Here is a 16,392-nt window from a genome sequence, read left to right as displayed (position 1 = left end):
CCACCGCAGAGGCGCAGAGGACACAGAGAAAACTATAAAAAAGACTCAAAAATAAAAACTATGTTCAAGACCCTTAAAACAGGATTTTCATCAGACATAAAAAACATCCCACCCCAGCCCTCACTTCAAAGGGAGGGAGCTACTTCCCCCTTTGAAGGGGGATTGAGGGGGATGTTCTTCCTCATTGCCTTATTTGCTGTGGGTTTTTCCGTAACCGCCCAAGAAAAGGAACTGGATCCCGAAGTAGTAAACATCGTAAAACCATATACGCCCACAATTTCGGACGCCTTTAAAGTAAAGGAAACCCCTGAATTGAACGATTCCATTTCAACCACAAAAAAGGAGGTGAAGTACAGTATTTTCTCGGTTCCGGTGGCTTCTACTTTTACACCTGCGAAAGGCAAGGCTACTACGGTTGAAAAGACAAAACCCATAAAATTATACGATAATTACGCAACGCTGGGCTTCGGAAACTACACTTCCATTTTGGGCGAATTTTACAGCAATTTTGAAATCAGCCGAACTGATAACGCTGGTTTTTTCTTTCGGCACAATTCTTCGCAGGGCGATATAAAAGATGTGAAATTGGACAATAAATATTACGATACCAGCCTTGATGCGAATTATACAAGCAGACAAAAAGATGCAACCTACAGGCTTGATGCTGGCGTGGAGCATCAAATATACAACTGGTACGGTTTGCCCGAAGATTACGTAACGTATCCCGATAACGTGATTGCTGATATTGATCCGTTGCAAATGTATTTCAGCGGTTACGCGGGCGGAAGTATTGCGTTGGACGATTCGTTTTTTGAAAAGGCGGCTTTGAACATTCGCTATTTGGGCGATGCGTTTTCTTCTTCGGAATTTAATGCTACTTTGAAGCCTGAGTTTTCATTTCCGTTGGAAAATTTGACTTTTAATATTGACGGCGATATCGATTATTTAAGTGGAAGTTTTGACAGAAATTACACAAACACTTCAGAAATTAAATACAATTATTTAAACGCAGGCTTGGCACCGTCTATTACTTTTATAAATAATGATCTATCGGTTTCATTGGGCGTTGCGGCAAACGTGAGTTTGGATTCCGAAAACAGCGACACGGACTTTTCGCTATACCCCAGGTTGAATACATCGTATCGTTTATTGGACGAAACCGTGATTGTTTACGGAGGGGCAGAAGGTGGGCTTCAACAAAATTCCTACTATAATTTTAAGGAAGAAAACCCATTTGTTTCGCCTACCTTAAATATTGCTCCAACTAAAAAACTCTACGAAGGTTTCGGCGGAATTAAAGGGAAAATCTCTAATTCTGTGGCCTACAATGTTCGGGCTTCTTACGGAAAAGATGAAAACCGTGCGCTTTTTCAAATGAATCCTTTAAAGATTTACAACGCAAGTTTTGAAGGATATGAATACGGAAATTCCTTCAACGTGGTTTATGACGATGTGAATACACTTGCTTTCTTCGCGGAGCTGAAAGTGGAGGTTTCAAATACATTCACATTGGGAATAAACGGAACGTATAATAGTTACAGTACAGATTTGCAAAACGAAGCGTGGAACTTGCCCGATTTAAAGGCTTCGGTGTTTTCAGATTTCAACATTACCGAAAAATTATACGGTGGCGCTTCCTTGTTTTATGTGGGCGAGCGTAAGGATTTGGTTTATAATAATGATCCTTTCGGGAATTCCGTAGGTCAAGAGGTAACTTTGGATGGCTACGTTGATGCCAATCTTCACTTTGGGTATAGATTCACGGATAGACTTTCAGCATTTGTGAAGGTTAGCAATCTTTTTAGTGATAATTATGAAAAATGGCTTAATTACCCTGTTCAAGGAATTCAAGGATTGGCGGGGGTTACCTATAAGTTTGATTGGTAATTAGTTGTCAAAATTTTCAGTAACTTTGAAAAAAAGCAGAAAATGAAAGCCGCACTTCAAATAGAAATAACCTTCGAGCAAATTCTTGCTTTGATAAAAAGTTTGCCAAAAAGGGAAAGAATTAAACTTTCAAAGGAATTGGAAAGGGAGATTATAGATTCAAAATTGTCAAAATTGCTTGAAACCTTTAAAACCGATGAGCTTTCACTTGAAACTATAGATGCCGAGGTGGAAAAAGTTAGACAAGATATCTATGACGAACAAAAACGTTAAGGTTATTTTCGACACCAATGTTTGGATAAGTTTTTTAATAGGAAAAAGACTTGGAAATATAAAGAGTCTCATTGTAAATGGCAACATCCGGATTGTTTATACTGCACAATTAATTGAAGAAATAGAACGAGTAACCAAAAGGCCAGCACTTCAAAAATATTTTCCCGAAGAGAAGGTGTCTGAATTAATTGAATTTCTTGAAGCAATTGGAACAAACGTTCAAATAAGGCCAATCCATTTCATAAATCGCGACCCAAAGGATAATTTTTTATTGGATTTGATAAACTTTTCCAAAGCGGATTATTTAGTAACGGGAGATAAGGATTTGTTACTACATAACCCGTTCGAAACTGCAAAAATTTTATCCCCAGCTGAATTTGAAAAAGTAATTGCGGAAATTGATTAATTATTAAAAATGGCTGCAATATTCGATTCAGGGAATTCAAGGATTGGCGAGGTTACCTATAAGTTTGACCGGTAAGTTTTTCAGTTGTATCTTCGTTTTAAATATTTGCAATATGTTGACCAAAAAGATAGTACAATCACATTTATCTAAATTACCTGACGAATTTTCCATTGATGATTTAGTGGAAAGACTTATTCTTATTGAGAAAATTGAAAAAGGAATTTCACAGTCTAATAATGACGAAGTAATTTCGGACGCGCAATTGGATATCGAACTGGAAAAATGGTTCAAATAAATTAGACAAAACAATCCAAGGATGATTTAAAGGACATTCTTGATTATATTTCCAAGGATTCAGTAAAAGGAAATTATAGAATTATTTACAGGATAGTTTCCAAAAAACGTATCGATATTCTGACGGTCCATCATTCTTCCCGCAATCTATCAAAGCGAAAAATATATTAAAACATCCGTCTTTGGCGGATGTTTTCTATTTTTACACCTCAATAAAATCAACCATGAAAAAATTATTACTCTTATTACTGACTACGACAGCTATTGCATCCTGTGCCCCAGATAAACTTCCGGCAGACTTATTGATTAAAAATGCAACAATTTATACGGTCGATAAAGATTTCAGCACGGCAAATGCACTTGTGGTAAAAGATGGAAAAATCCTCGAAATAGGCCTAAAACCCGAACTCGAACTGAAATATAATATTAAGGAAACTTACGACGCCAAAGGCAATACCGTGGTTCCCGGGCTGATTGATGCCCACGCCCATTTGTATGGCCTTGGCCTCGGCCTGCAGAATGTGGATTTGGTCGGCACTACCAGTTATGAAGAAATTTTGGGGCGAGTGGTGGCATTTCAGGAAGAAAAGAATATGCCCTATATCATTGGCCGCGGGTGGGACCAAAACGATTGGGAGGATAAAAATTTCCCCACTAAAAAAGAGCTAGATTCCCTCTTTCCCGAAACCCCGGTGGCGTTACAACGGGTTGATGGCCACGCGTATTTGGTAAATTCAAAAGCATTGGAACTTGCCGGAATTACTGCCAAGACGAAAGTGGCCGGAGGCGAAGTTGTTTTGGAAAACGGCGAACCCACGGGCGTAATCATCGATGCCCCAATGGCTTTGGTGAGAGAAACTTTTCCCGAAATTACCAGTGAAGTTTCAGCCGAAGCCCTTTTGGAAGCCGAAAAAATCTGCCTGCAATATGGTTTGACAACGGTAGATGACGCTGGCTTGGGAAGAATTATTATCGAATTGATCGATACGCTTCAAAAACAGGGAAAATTCAAGCTCCGGATGTATGCGATGGTCAGCAACAATCCAAAAAATCGCGACTATTATTTGAACAAAGGCATCTATAAAACCGACAGATTGAACGTCCGTTCCTTTAAAGTGTATGCCGATGGCGCGCTGGGTTCCCGCGGTGCCGCGATGCGCGAGCCGTACAGCGATATGCCCCATCATTTTGGGGCGATGATTACTACGGCAGATAGCTTGAATTATTTAGCTGAAAAAATTGCCGCATCCGAATTTCAGATGAACACCCACGCCATTGGCGATTCCGCGAATATTGCCGTGCTTCGAGCGTATAAAAAAGCGTTGGAAGGCCAGACCGATAGACGTTGGCGCGTGGAGCATGCGCAGATTATCTCAGCGACGGATTTCGATTATTTTAACGACAACAATAACATTCTTCCGTCGGTACAGCCCACGCACGCCACCAGCGATATGTATTGGGCCGAGGATAGAGTGGGGGCCGAACGGATGAAGGGCGCCTATGCCTATAAAAAATTGCTCGATGAAGCAGGAATGGTTGCCTTGGGAACCGATTTTCCGGTGGAACACGTTAACCCGATGTACACCTTTTACGCCGCCGTTGCCCGAAAGGATTTAAAAAATTACCCCGAAAACGGTTTTCAAATGAAGGATGCCTTAACTCGCGAGGAAGCCTTAAAAGGAATGACCATTTGGGCGGCTTTCGCCAATTTTGAAGAGAATGAAAAGGGAAGTATCGAAGTAGGAAAGTTTGCTGATTTCACCATTCTCGATAAGGACATTATGAAGGTAGAAGAAGCCGAATTGCCCAAAACGAAAGTAGTGGCAACATTCATTAACGGCGAATTGGTTTACGAAGCCAAATAAATAAACTCTGTGTCCTCTGTGCCTCCATGGTTATTTTTTACCACAGAGCCACAGAGAGCACAGGGAAAAATCAAAGATGGAAAACATCCTAAAACAACTTCCCCAAAAAGCAAAGGAAGCCGAAGCAGAAAACAAAAAGTTTTTCGCAAAGCTGAAGAAAAAACCGCCCAAACACCTCGACAGTTTGATGCGGGAGTTGCACGAAGCAGAATTTAAAAGAACAGATTGTCTCACCTGCGCCAATTGCTGTAAAACTACCGGGCCGCTTTTCACGGATAAGGACATTGAGCGGATTTCAAAACATTTCCGGATGAAGCCGCAGCAATTCATCGAAACCTATTTGCGGATTGACGAAGATAAAGATTACGTGCTGCAAAGCGTTCCCTGTACTTTTTTGGGAGCCGATAATTACTGTAGCATTTACGACGTACGCCCGAAAGCTTGTCGCGAATTTCCACATACAGACAGAAAAAAGTTTCAACAGATTTCAAACCTAACGATGAAAAATGTCGCCATTTGCCCAGCGGCTTATAATATTGTGGAGGAGATGAAACGAATAATTAAGTAGGCAGTCGCAGTCGCAGTTTTCAGTTGCGGGGAATTCTGCGACTGAGGGTAAATTCCAAATAACGAATTCCAAATTCCAAAAAAAATCAATTAGTTACTTTGGAATTTGGAATTTGAGATTTGGTGCTTTGTCGAAATTTTAATTTTTTACTCATAGAGCAAATATTTTACTCGAATCTTTTTAAAATTCGCCAAGCCTTCCTTCCAAGAATCCCGAATTTCTTCCGCAGATAAACCTTGCTCAATTTGTTTTTGCAATTTGTCAGTTCCGGCGAGTTTCACAAAAAACGAATTGAAAAAATCTTTTTTTCCTGTCTTGCCGGCAGGCAGGTTCCCGTTGGCGTTGTAAGCATCGATCAACCATTCCAAATTGATTTTGCTCAAGCGCGGTTCGTTTCTAAGATCTTTTCCGTTGCAAAGCTGCCCTTTAAATTTTGGGTTTTTTGCTCCTTCATTTGCTTGGGGCGTGTATTCAAAAGTATATTTTGAAGCAGGCAAACTGGGCGCCCCAAAAACCTGAAATTGCATATCCGTGCCGCGGCCGGCGTTTATAAATGTACCTTCAAAAAAGCATAGGCTGGGGTAGAGGTTTATGGATTGGGCGTTCGGCAAGTTGGGCGATGGTTTTATGGGAAGTGCATAAGGTGTTTCGTGCGTGTAGTTTTGCATTTCAACCACAGTCAATTTGCATTTTATTTTATCTTTTAACCAGCCTTCGCCATTTATCATCTGTGCATATTCGCCAATAGTCATTCCATGAACTACTGGAATTGGATGCATTCCTACAAAACTTTCGTTTTCAGGTTCCATAATTGGACCGTCAATATAATGTCCGTTGGGGTTTGGGCGGTCCAAAACAATAACGGGAATTCCAGCTTCCGCGCAGGCTTCCATTACGTAATGTAGTGTAGAAATATATGTGTAAAATCGCGCGCCCACATCCTGTATATCAAAAACCACGACGTCAATTCCCTTTAACTGTTCCTGCGATGGTTTTTTGTTGTTTCCATACAATGAAATCAACGGAACGCCAGTTTTAGAATCCACGCCATCCTTCACGTGCTCGCCGGCATCGGCAGTGCCTCGAAAACCGTGCTCTGGCGCAAAAACTTTTTTTACCGAAACTTTTTTCGAAATTAGGAAATCTACTAAATGTTGCTTTTCATTTTCTAAAAATGAAGTTTGGTTCGCAACCACACCCACATTTTTACCCTCTAACAATTCAGAGTAAAGTTGAAATTGTTCCGCGCCAACAACAATTTCCTTTTCGCCATCTTTCATTGTGTTTTTAACCTCATTTTCCCCATTGGGGGTTAGGGGGCCATTTCCGCACGAAATAATTGTCAAAACAACCAATAAAACTGTATTTTTGAAAAAAGTTAAGCCCATAAAATCGTAGTGAATTTCGAATTTTTCATCGCTCGGCGCATCATTGCTTCCAAGGACTATAAAAGTAGTATTTCGGCGCCGATTATAAAAATTGCAATCACTGCAATTGCACTCGGCATTATTATGATGCTCGTTTCCATTGCCACGGGCGTGGGGCTCCAAAAAAAGATTCGCGAAAAGGTTTCTGCCTTTAATGGCGATATAATTATTACGAATTTCGACACCAATTTTTCCAACGATTCCCAAAACCCAATTTCGAAAAACCAGGATTTTTATCCAACTTTCAAAAATATTGAAGGAATAAAACACGTGCAAGTTACCGCTTCAAAAGGCGGCGTAATCCGCACCGAGACCGATTTTGAGGGCGTGGTGGTAAAAGGCGTTGGCGACGATTATGATTGGGAATATTTCAAGGATTATTTGGTTGAGGGAAAACTGCCCGATTTTAAAGGCGATTTAAATGAGGACATCCTGATTTCGGAATATTTGGCGAATAGGCTACATCTGAAACTGGGCGATAAAGTAACTACTTTTTTTCTGAACGATGAAGTTTCCAAAACTCCTCGCAGCCGTGGTTTTGATATTGTGGGAATTTACAACAGCGGCTTTCAACAGTTTGACGAACAATTTATAATAACGGACATTCGCCACATTCAGCGACTGAACAAATGGGAAGCCGACCAAATCGGCGCCTTTGAGGTTTTTGTGGATGATTTTGATGAAATAGTCCCAATTGGCAACGAAGTTTACAACGAAACCGGGAGCACGCTCGACACCCAGACCATCCGCCAAAAATATGCCTCTATCTTTGAGTGGCTCGATCTTTTCGACTTCAACATTATAATGATTATTGGAATAATGATTTTGGTGGCGGGCATCAATATGATTACCGCTTTGTTGGTTTTGATTTTGGAGCGAACTCAAATGATTGGAATTCTAAAAGCCTTAGGCAGCAGCGATTGGAGCGTGCGGAAAGTGTTTCTTTATAACGCGATGTATTTGATTGGTGTGGGGCTTTTTTGGGGAAATATTATAGGGATTGGTTTACTTTTAATTCAGAAATACGGTAAAATTTTCAAACTAAACCCAGATACTTATTACGTAAACGAAGCCCCAGTTTATTTGCATTGGGACTATATTTTAATATTGAACGCAGGTACATTTTTGCTTTGCCTTTTGATGCTTTTGATACCTTCTTTTATTATTTCAAAAATTTCTCCGGTGAAGGCCATTCGGTTTGAGTAACGAACTTAGACCCCAAAGGTCTCAAAAATCTTTGGGGTTTTTTTTTTAATCGATAATTTATCAAGCTCATAAAAATCTCCCTTCCTTTGGAGGGGCTGGGGGAGGACTTTTTTATACCTTTGCACTTCTAAAATTTGTTATGGAATACGCAGAAAATATATTGGGAACCATCGGCAATACGCCCATGGTAAAAATCAACAAGATAATTGGGGATATTCCCGCTTTGGTGCTCGCCAAATACGAAACTTTCAACCCGGGAAATTCGGTAAAGGATAGAATGGCCGTAAAGATGATTGAAGACGCCGAGGCCGACGGAAGATTGAAACCCGGCGGAACAATCATCGAGGGAACCTCCGGAAATACGGGAATGGGCCTTGCGCTCGCCGCAATCGTAAAAGGCTACAAAATGGTCTGCGTAATTAGCGATAAGCAGAGCAAGGAAAAGATTGATATTCTAAAAGCCGTGGGCAGCAAAGTGGTGGTTTGCCCAACCAACGTGGCCCCCGAGGACCCGCGCAGTTATTACTCCACTTCAAAAAGGTTGGCGGAGGAGACGCCCAACAGTTGGTACGTAAACCAATACGACAATCTCAGCAACACCAAGGCACATTACGAAAGCACGGGCCCTGAAATCTGGAAGCAGACCGACGGAAAAGTAACCCATTTTGTGGTAGGTGTTGGTACCGGGGGAACAATTAGCGGCGTAGGGAAATATTTAAAGGAACAGAACCCAAATGTAAAAATCTGGGGAATTGATACCTACGGAAGTGTTTTCAAAAAATACCACGAAACGGGGATTTTTGACGAAAACGAAATCTATCCCTACATCACCGAAGGAATTGGCGAAGATATCCTTCCGAAGAACGTGGATTTCAGTGTGATTGACGGTTTTGTAAAAGTAACCGATAAAGACGCAGCTATTTATACCCAAAAACTCGCCAAGATGGAAGGTTTCTTTTTGGGGAATTCAGCGGGAGCGGCAATAAAAGGCTTGCTTCAACTGAAGGATAAATTCACGAAAGATGATGTGGTAGTCGTTCTTTTCCACGACCACGGAAGCCGCTACGTTGGCAAAATGTACAACGATGAGTGGATGCGCGAGCGCGGCTTTGTGGAGGACGAGGCAAAAAACGCTTCCGATTTGATCAAGGAGCACGAGGACAAACCGTTGATTACCGTAAAGACCGAGGAATTGGTGGGCCACGCCATTGAGCGCATGAAAAAATACCACATCAGCCAGATTCCCGTGGAAGACACGACAGGCTTTGTGGGCGCTTTGGACGAGGCCGATCTGCTTCGGAAATATCTGGAAAACAAAAACGTGGCAAATCTTCCTATAAAAGAAGTAATGCACAAACCTTTCCCAATTGTAAAAAAGAGCACCTCAATTGAAGAAATTTCAAAATTGATCCATAAAGAGAACAATGCCGTTTTGGTCGATTTGGGCGATGGAAAATACAATATAATCACAAAGCACGATATAATAAGCGCCTTGTAATTTTTCACCACGAATTCACGAATTATATATAATTATTCGTGAATTTGTGGTTACAATCTCCAATAAATAATTCGTATTTTTATGCTACTATGAAAAACGAAGCCAAAAAATTATTTCGATTTCTTCGCACCAAGCCAGTACCCGCAAATACCAATGAAATATTGGCACTTGAGCGTACCAAACTGGCCAACGAGCGCACGCTGCTGTCCTATATCCGATCCTCGCTTTATTTGCTTTTGGGCGGTATTGCCATACTTCAGCTCAAGGATTTTAGGGATATTCATTGGTTGGGTTACATCGCATTGGTGGTTTGCGTTATTTTTTTGGTGGTCGGCATTTTTCGCTACGTGCTGCTATCGCGCAGACTTTACAAATGGAACCGTATTCTTTTTGTGGATACCATTTCGGAAAAAGTTCAAAAACAGGCAGATACGAAGGAAAAATTGCAAAAGGAAGAGGTCGAGGCATAATATTTTTTGCTATATTTATCTCACGGTTTAAGACTCCCCACTAAAATAGTTTCAAATGAAAGAGGATTTTCTGCACTACGTGTGGAAATTTCAGAAGTTTGACGTGGGCGGTCTTTACACTTCAAATGGCGAAATTTTACACATCAAAAACCCCGGGAGCCATAACCAGAACTCTGGCCCTGATTTTTTTAATGCCCAGATTGAGTTGGACAGCCAACTGTGGGCCGGCAATGTTGAAATTCACTTAAAGTCTTCCGATTGGTATGCCCATGCCCACGAAACCGACTCGGCGTATGACAATGTAATCCTCCACGTAGTATGGGAACACGATGCTGAAATTTACAGAAAGGACGGCTCCGCGATTCCCACTTTTATTTTGAAAAAACACGTTCCGAAAACCACCCAGGAGCGGTACCAAAAGCTGTTTTCACAGGAAAAAAAATGGATCAACTGCGAAAATGATTTTGCTTCAATAGACGAGTTTACTGCGGAAAATTGGTTGGAAAGACTGTATCTGGAACGGCTTCAAAGAAAAGAAAAGATACTTCTGAAGGAGTTGAAAGAAACTCAAAACCACTGGGAAAGTCTGCTCTTCAGAATGCTTTGTAAAAATTTTGGGTTGAAAGTAAATGGCGATTCCTTTTTCAGCGTTGCCAAATCGATTGATTTTTCGGTAGTAAAAAAATGTAGCCAGGAACGGCAGGATCTGGAAGCGCTGTTGATGGGACAAGCTGGATTGCTGGAAGGCGATACGGAGGATTGGTATTTCAAAACGCTGAAAACCCGTTATGGATATTTAAAGCATAAATTCCAACTGGAAAATTCAAATGTAATTGCCCCGAAGTTTTTCAGGCTGCGTCCACCGAACTTTCCCACGGTGCGCCTGGCACAATTTGCGATGCTCTATTTTGAGCAGGAAAACCTGTTTTCCAAAGTAATTGCCGCACAAAATGTGAATGCGCTTTATAAGCTTTTCGCAGTATGCGGAAGTGAGTATTGGGATACCCATTATAACTTCGGAATTGGTTCGCTACAGCGAAAAAAGCGCATCAGTAAAAGCTTTATGGACCTTTTGGTAATCAATACGATTATCCCCCTAAAATTTTGCTATGCAGTGCAGCAGGGCAAGGATATTTCTGAACAAATATTGAGGCTGGCCTCTGAAATTTCTTCCGAAGAAAACACGATTGTGAAGAAATATAATTCTTTAAAAAATATTTCGAAAAACGCGTGCAATAGTCAGGCCTTGCTTCAACTAAAAAGTGAATACTGCGATAAAAACAGGTGTTTGCAATGTGCGATCGGAAATTCCATTATCGGTTCCGAACGAAAAACAGCAAAGGTCCAACAACTTCAATAATGATTTTTCTATTTGTGAACGTACAGATTTATACCGAAAAAGTGTAATTTGCAGCTATGTTGCAAGCTGTATATTCATTGCGCCACTATCTTGAAAAACGGGGCTTTTACGTGTCCTCCCGCTTTGCCGAAAGGCTGGGGATGCGCGCCAAGAGCGTCCGCCTGTTTTTCATTTATGTTTCCTTCGCCACCTTTGGGATAGGCTTTGCCATTTATCTTACCCTGGCTTTCCTATTGAAGCTGAAGGATCTTGTGAACACCAAACGAACCTCGGTCTTTGATTTATGAAGCAACTCTTCAGCTCCAAAATAACGGTCGCGATTCTTCTTTTGCTCCTGGTGTTTATGACCGGAGTGGTGGGCTTTCATTTTTTCTCCGATTACTCGTGGATAGACGCTTTTTACATGACGGTAATTACGGTTACCACTGTGGGCTATGGCGAAGTGATGCCCTTGAGCCCGCAGGAAAAAATATTTGTGTCGCTTCTTATCATTTCCAGTATCTTTATCGTTGGTTATGCCATTTCGGTTATCACGGAATATATTTTAAGTAAGAACATTGGAAGTTTAAGACAGAAAAAAGTGCAGAAAAAATTGGAATCCATGCACGGCCACATCATAGTTTGCGGCTATGGCAGAAACGGAAAACAGGCGGTCCAAAAATTGGCGGCCTACAATCGGCCATTCGTTATTATTGAAAAGGACGAGGAGATTATCGAGCGGTTTTCCGATGAGAAGAATCTTTTCATCCTCGGCAATGCCATTGAGGACGAGGTCCTGCTAAAAGCCGGCATAGAGAGAGCGGCAACGCTTATCTGCGCCACCCCGAACGATGCCGACAATCTTTTTATCGTGCTCTCGGCCCGGCAGATGAACAAAAATCTTAAAATTATAAGTCGCGCCAGCGAAGAGACCAGCTATAAAAAACTGAAACTCGGCGGTGCGGATAATGTAATAATGCCCGATAAAATTGGCGGCGACCATATGGCTTCCCTGGTGGTAGTGCCAGATCTGGTTGAGTTCTTGGATAACTTGACCGTTTCTGGGCAACAGGACAGCATCAATGTAGAGCAGATCCCTTTTGAAAAAATGTGCCCGCACGGAAGGGAACAGGCCATAAAGGATTTGGACGTCCGTAAAAAAACAGGTTGCTCCATCATAGGTTATCGTGGCCCAAAGGGAGAATACATCGTGAACCCCGAACCTTCGCTCATCCTTCAAAAAAACTCAAAACTTATTTTGATTGGGCGCCCCGAACAAATAGAAAGCCTGAAAAGGGAATACGGTGTTTAAGGAAACGTTAACAAATTTCCTTTTAATTTTTTGAAATTGTAGTTTTTTTTAAGCATCTTGCTTCGTTTTATTTTTTAAAACGTTAAATCTTAAAATTCCACTATGAAGAAATATCTTCTTTCGCTAATCACTTTTTTAATTCCAATTTTCACTTTTGCACAGGAAACCACCGCTTCCGAAAAAGTTGATGCAATATTCCAAAAATATACAGGTTGGTTTGTCAACTTGATTTTTTATGAAATTCCGTTTTCGGAATCTTTCCAGATACCGTGGGTGCTCATAGTATTGATTGGAGGTGCGCTGTATTTCACCTTTTATTTCAAACTTATAAATATCACGGGTTTTGGCACTGCCCTTCGTGTAGTAAGAGGGAAATACGAAGATATTGAAAAACACGGTGCCGATACGCTATACGGCGATGTAACGCCCAACGAACAGGAAAATTTGATCGAGACCATCCGCGATGACAGTGCCGATGGGGAAGTTTCGCATTTTCAGGCTTTAACGGCGGCACTTTCCGCAACGGTAGGTTTGGGAAATATTGCCGGGGTTGCCGTAGCCCTTTCCATTGGGGGGCCCGGAGCTACCTTTTGGATGATTCTTGCAGGTATTCTGGGGATGGCATCAAAATTTGCCGAATGTACTTTGGGGGTAAAATTCCGTGATGTTGGTCCCGATGGAACTGTTTACGGGGGCCCGATGTATTATCTTAAAAAAGGCCTTGGCCAAAAAGGAATGGGCGGTCTGGGTAAAGTACTCGCTATTCTGTTTGCCATATTTGTAATCGGCGGCTCTTTCGGCGGCGGAAATATGTTTCAGGCAAACCAGGCCGCAGCCCAGTTTGTGCAGCTTTTTGAATTGCAGGGTACCAGTGCCTCAATTTGGTTTGGTATTATTATGGCAATTATTGTTGCAGTGGTAATTATTGGAGGTATTAAGCGTATTGCCAAAGTGACCGAAAAAATAGTGCCTTTTATGGCCGGTATCTATGTTTTGGGAGCGCTTGTTATTTTGGTTGCCAACTATCACCACATAGGCGATGCCTTCGCCTTGATTTTTGAGGGAGCTTTCAGCGGTCTCGGAATTGCCGGCGGTTTGGTTGGAGTAATGATACAAGGAATTCGCCGTGGGGCATTTTCAAACGAAGCCGGGGTTGGTTCCGCAGCTATTGCCCACTCGGCAGTGCGCACCAAATATCCCGCTTCCGAAGGAATTGTGGCGCTTTTGGAACCTTTTATTGACACGGTAGTGATTTGTACAATGACGGCTTTGGTTATTGTAATAACTAATTTCGACAATAATATCATCCAATATGGAGTAGAAGTCAAGGAAGGGGTAGAACTTACCGCAACGGCATTTGATAGCGTGATTCCGCATTTCTCGATAGTACTTACGGTAGCTGTTATCCTCTTTGCCTTTTCAACCATGATTTCGTGGTCCTATTACGGAATGCAGGGCTGGGTCTATCTCTTCGGAAGAGGAAAGGTTACCGAGCTTATTTATAAACTGTTATTTTGTATCTTTATATGGGTTGGATCGGTTATCAGTCTGGGTTCGGTCATCAACTTCTCCGATGCCATGATTTTTGCAATGGTCGTGCCTAATATTATTGGGGTTGTATTATTGACGCCAGTTGTAAGAAAGGAATTGAACCGCTATATGAATGCGATCCGCACCAAACACGATGCGATTGACGACGGTTTGGAAGATATGCAGAAACATATGTAAAAACGAAACAATATGGAATTAAAATCCCACTTCACGTTCAGCAGGCAACAACGGAGTGGGGTTTTGCTTTTGTTGCTGCTCGTCATTTCATTGTTATGTGTTTATTGGTTCGTTGATTTTTCTGAAAAGGATACTTTCGATGTTTCTTCCGCGGAAATTGTCTCGATGCAAAAAGAACTGGATTCACTTCGGCTTGTTGAAATTGAAAACAGAAAGCCAAAAAAATATCCTTTCAACCCAAATTTCATAACAGATTACAAAGGTTATGTTTTGGGAATGACAAACGAGGAAATTGACCGTTTGCTCCAATACCGAAAAGAAGGCAAATGGATCAACTCAGCGGAAGATTTTAAAAGGGTTACCGGAGTTTCAGATTCGTTGTTGAATGCATTGAGTCCGTACTTCAAATTTCCCGATTGGGTTACCAATCCGAAACCAAAAAGCAATTTCAAAGATTATAAAAACGATAAAGGTTTTGCGGAAAAGCCCTTTGGGCAAAAGATAGACTTGAACAAAGCCACCGAAGAGCAATTGCAGCAAGTGAGCGGCATTGGCGAAGCATTGAGCAAGCGGATCCTTTCCTATCGCGAAAAGTTGGGCGGCTTTTCAGATGATATTCAACTTTACAATGTTTATGGATTGGAACCTTCAGTTGTGCAACGCACCTTAAATATGTTCACTGTGAAAACGCCGAAAGTAATTTCAAAAATAAATATCAATACAGCTTCGGCCTCCGATATTTCTACCATTCCCGGCATCTCTTTTGAAATGGCAAAGAAAATTTGGGAATACCGAAGACTTCACGAAAAAGTAAACAACATTCAAGAATTGGACAAAATTGAGGGAATGACGGAAAGAAAGTTACAGCTAATTCAGTTATATTTGTCCGTTGAGTAAATTAAAAAAATTGCCGAAAGGCCTATAAATATTAGTATCAGAGCAGCATGAGTAAAATGTATTTTACAGAGGAACACGAATTTTTCAGAAAGAGTTTTCAGGATTTTCTTCAAAAGGAAGTAGTGCCACATATTGAAAAGTGGGAAAAAACGGGACATATTGAACGTTTCATTTGGGAGAAGTTTGGCCAGATGGGCTACTTCGGAATCTATCAGCCCGAGAAATATGGCGGCTTGGACCTCGATCTTTTTTACACCGTGATTTTTTTGGAAGAGCTCCAAAAAATAAACAGTGGCGGTTTTGCCGCGGCAATGTGGGCACACGCCTATTTGGCGATGACGCATCTTAAAAAGGAGGCAAACCACGAGCAAAAGGAAAAGTATTTGGCACCAAGCATTACCGGTGAAAAAATAGGCTGTCTTTGCATCACGGAACCATTTGGCGGCAGCGATGTTTCCGGAATGCGCAGTACTGCCGTAAAAAAAGGCGATAGTTATATTTTAAATGGTTCCAAGACATTTATCACCAACGGAATTTACAGCGATTATCTGATTGTTGCCGCAAAAACAGCTCCCGAATTGGGCAACAAAGGCATCAGCATTTTTGTGGTGGACCGCGAGGCCAAAGGCGTTTCCGCAACCAAACTCGATAAATTGGGCTGGCGCGCCAGCGATACGGGGGAGATAGCCTTTGACAATGTGGAAATTCCCGCAGAAAATTTGATGGGCGAGGAGAACAAAGGTTTTCCGTACATTATGCAACATTTCGCTTTGGAACGCTTGATTATGGGTATCAACGCCCACGCCCGCAGCGAGTTTGCTTTGGAATATACCATTCAATATATGAAGGATCGTTTTGCCTTTGGCAAGAGTATTTCAAAATTTCAGGCCTTGCGTCATCGCGTGGCACAGCTTGCCAGCGAAATTGAGGTCTGCAAAACCTTTAATTACGTTACCGCAAAACGCTTGAACGACGGCGAATATGTAGTGAAGGAAGCCACGATGAGCAAACTCATTTCCACCAAAGTTGCCGATGAGGTAATGACCGAATGCCTCCAGTTTTTGGGCGGCTATGGCTATATGGAAGATTATCCGTTGGCGCGTTTGTTGCGAGATAGCAGGCTTGGGCCCATCGGTGGTGGAACTTCCGAGATTTTACGTGAGATAATTGCGAAGATGGTTATTGAGGGCAAGGAGTATAAGCCGGCTACATAATTTATTCA

16 protein-coding genes are annotated in these 16,392 nt (G+C 41.7%); 15 read left to right on the top strand and 1 reads right to left on the bottom strand.

From position 1 onward, the window contains the following. The first annotated feature begins 60 nt into the window (after positions 1–60). The 6 genes from POV26_RS03860 (at position 61) to POV26_RS03835 (ending at position 5,293) form a co-directional block, all read left to right on the top strand. Positions 61–1,887, top strand: a complete 1,827-nt coding sequence (locus tag POV26_RS03860) for a porin family protein (RefSeq protein WP_272855167.1) — start codon at positions 61–63, stop codon at positions 1,885–1,887. Between the two features lie 42 nt (positions 1,888–1,929). Next, complete coding sequence (gene vap15, locus POV26_RS03855; RefSeq protein ID WP_272855166.1) at positions 1,930–2,160, top strand: type II toxin-antitoxin system VapB15 family antitoxin; 231 nt, start codon at positions 1,930–1,932, stop codon at positions 2,158–2,160. Continuing rightward, positions 2,141–2,566: a putative toxin-antitoxin system toxin component, PIN family gene (locus POV26_RS03850; protein WP_272855165.1), complete on the top strand. Its 426-nt coding sequence runs from the start codon at positions 2,141–2,143 to the stop codon at positions 2,564–2,566. Before vap15 ends, POV26_RS03850 begins: the two co-directional genes overlap by 20 nt. A 112-nt stretch (positions 2,567–2,678) precedes the next feature. Next, entirely contained in the window at positions 2,679–2,861 is a 183-nt protein-coding gene (locus POV26_RS03845; protein ID WP_045081559.1) for a hypothetical protein, read from the top strand. 223 nt (positions 2,862–3,084) lie between these two features. Further along, positions 3,085–4,725 (top strand): amidohydrolase, encoded by a 1,641-nt coding sequence (locus POV26_RS03840; RefSeq protein ID WP_272855164.1) that lies wholly within the window; start codon positions 3,085–3,087, stop codon positions 4,723–4,725. A gap of 76 nt (positions 4,726–4,801) precedes the next feature. Then, positions 4,802–5,293 carry a YkgJ family cysteine cluster protein gene (locus tag POV26_RS03835; protein ID WP_272855163.1) on the top strand — a complete coding sequence of 164 codons (492 nt, stop codon included), beginning with the start codon at positions 4,802–4,804 and terminating at the stop codon, positions 5,291–5,293. 146 nt (positions 5,294–5,439) lie between these two features. Here POV26_RS03835 and POV26_RS03830 read toward each other — a convergent pair whose 3' ends face one another. Further along, the gene (locus POV26_RS03830) at positions 5,440–6,681 is read right to left on the bottom strand and encodes an exo-beta-N-acetylmuramidase NamZ family protein (protein WP_272855162.1); all 1,242 of its coding nucleotides are present in this window, start codon (positions 6,679–6,681) and stop codon (positions 5,440–5,442) included. Positions 6,682–6,690: 9 nt separating this feature from the next. Between POV26_RS03830 and POV26_RS03825 the strand changes: the two genes are divergently transcribed. The 9 genes from POV26_RS03825 (at position 6,691) to POV26_RS03785 (ending at position 16,384) form a co-directional block, all read left to right on the top strand. Beyond that, complete coding sequence (locus POV26_RS03825) at positions 6,691–7,926, top strand: ABC transporter permease (protein ID WP_045081563.1); 1,236 nt, start codon at positions 6,691–6,693, stop codon at positions 7,924–7,926. A 139-nt stretch (positions 7,927–8,065) separates the two neighbouring features. After that, entirely contained in the window at positions 8,066–9,424 is a 1,359-nt protein-coding gene (locus POV26_RS03820; RefSeq protein WP_272855161.1) for a pyridoxal-phosphate dependent enzyme, read from the top strand. Positions 9,425–9,513: 89 nt separating this feature from the next. Continuing rightward, positions 9,514–9,894, top strand: coding sequence for a DUF202 domain-containing protein (locus tag POV26_RS03815; protein WP_272855160.1), 381 nt, complete (start codon positions 9,514–9,516; stop codon positions 9,892–9,894). Between the two features lie 55 nt (positions 9,895–9,949). Further along, on the top strand, positions 9,950–11,254 hold the full coding sequence (locus POV26_RS03810; protein WP_272855159.1) for a DUF2851 family protein: 1,305 nt from the start codon (positions 9,950–9,952) through the stop codon (positions 11,252–11,254). A 56-nt stretch (positions 11,255–11,310) separates the two neighbouring features. Continuing rightward, positions 11,311–11,541, top strand: a complete 231-nt coding sequence (locus POV26_RS03805) for a PspC domain-containing protein (RefSeq protein ID WP_272855158.1) — start codon at positions 11,311–11,313, stop codon at positions 11,539–11,541. Then, positions 11,538–12,545: a potassium channel family protein gene (locus POV26_RS03800; RefSeq protein WP_272855157.1), complete on the top strand. Its 1,008-nt coding sequence runs from the start codon at positions 11,538–11,540 to the stop codon at positions 12,543–12,545. The genes POV26_RS03805 and POV26_RS03800 overlap by 4 nt, the downstream gene beginning before the upstream one ends. A 102-nt stretch (positions 12,546–12,647) precedes the next feature. Further along, a complete protein-coding gene (locus POV26_RS03795; protein WP_272855156.1) occupies positions 12,648–14,273 on the top strand; it encodes an alanine/glycine:cation symporter family protein in 1,626 nt (541 codons plus the stop codon). Positions 14,274–14,285: 12 nt separating this feature from the next. Then, a complete protein-coding gene (locus POV26_RS03790; RefSeq protein WP_272855155.1) occupies positions 14,286–15,170 on the top strand; it encodes a ComEA family DNA-binding protein in 885 nt (294 codons plus the stop codon). A gap of 47 nt (positions 15,171–15,217) precedes the next feature. After that, positions 15,218–16,384, top strand: coding sequence for an acyl-CoA dehydrogenase family protein (locus POV26_RS03785; RefSeq protein WP_272855154.1), 1,167 nt, complete (start codon positions 15,218–15,220; stop codon positions 16,382–16,384). Positions 16,385–16,392: the final 8 nt, after the last annotated feature.

It is taken from the genome of Aequorivita todarodis (assembly GCF_028561335.1).
In the GTDB taxonomy this organism is placed as follows: Bacteria; Bacteroidota; Bacteroidia; order Flavobacteriales; family Flavobacteriaceae; genus Aequorivita; species Aequorivita todarodis.
Note: the sequence above shows the minus strand (reverse complement) of the source record. Positions and strands in the feature narration are given on the sequence as shown.

Excerpts from the sequence above, each read along its gene's own strand:
- POV26_RS03860 (WP_272855167.1), top strand. The coding sequence starts at position 61 with ATGTTCAAGACCCTTAAAACAGGATTTTCATCAGACATAAAAAACATC.
- vap15 (WP_272855166.1), top strand. The coding sequence starts at position 1,930 with ATGAAAGCCGCACTTCAAATAGAAATAACCTTCGAGCAAATTCTTGCT.
- POV26_RS03850 (WP_272855165.1), top strand. The coding sequence starts at position 2,141 with ATGACGAACAAAAACGTTAAGGTTATTTTCGACACCAATGTTTGGATA.
- POV26_RS03845 (WP_045081559.1), top strand. The coding sequence starts at position 2,679 with ATGTTGACCAAAAAGATAGTACAATCACATTTATCTAAATTACCTGAC.
- POV26_RS03840 (WP_272855164.1), top strand. The coding sequence starts at position 3,085 with ATGAAAAAATTATTACTCTTATTACTGACTACGACAGCTATTGCATCC.
- POV26_RS03835 (WP_272855163.1), top strand. The coding sequence starts at position 4,802 with ATGGAAAACATCCTAAAACAACTTCCCCAAAAAGCAAAGGAAGCCGAA.
- POV26_RS03830 (WP_272855162.1), bottom strand. The coding sequence starts at position 6,681 with ATGGGCTTAACTTTTTTCAAAAATACAGTTTTATTGGTTGTTTTGACA.
- POV26_RS03820 (WP_272855161.1), top strand. The coding sequence starts at position 8,066 with ATGGAATACGCAGAAAATATATTGGGAACCATCGGCAATACGCCCATG.
- POV26_RS03815 (WP_272855160.1), top strand. The coding sequence starts at position 9,514 with ATGAAAAACGAAGCCAAAAAATTATTTCGATTTCTTCGCACCAAGCCA.
- POV26_RS03810 (WP_272855159.1), top strand. The coding sequence starts at position 9,950 with ATGAAAGAGGATTTTCTGCACTACGTGTGGAAATTTCAGAAGTTTGAC.
- POV26_RS03805 (WP_272855158.1), top strand. The coding sequence starts at position 11,311 with ATGTTGCAAGCTGTATATTCATTGCGCCACTATCTTGAAAAACGGGGC.
- POV26_RS03800 (WP_272855157.1), top strand. The coding sequence starts at position 11,538 with ATGAAGCAACTCTTCAGCTCCAAAATAACGGTCGCGATTCTTCTTTTG.
- POV26_RS03795 (WP_272855156.1), top strand. The coding sequence starts at position 12,648 with ATGAAGAAATATCTTCTTTCGCTAATCACTTTTTTAATTCCAATTTTC.
- POV26_RS03790 (WP_272855155.1), top strand. The coding sequence starts at position 14,286 with ATGGAATTAAAATCCCACTTCACGTTCAGCAGGCAACAACGGAGTGGG.
- POV26_RS03785 (WP_272855154.1), top strand. The coding sequence starts at position 15,218 with ATGAGTAAAATGTATTTTACAGAGGAACACGAATTTTTCAGAAAGAGT.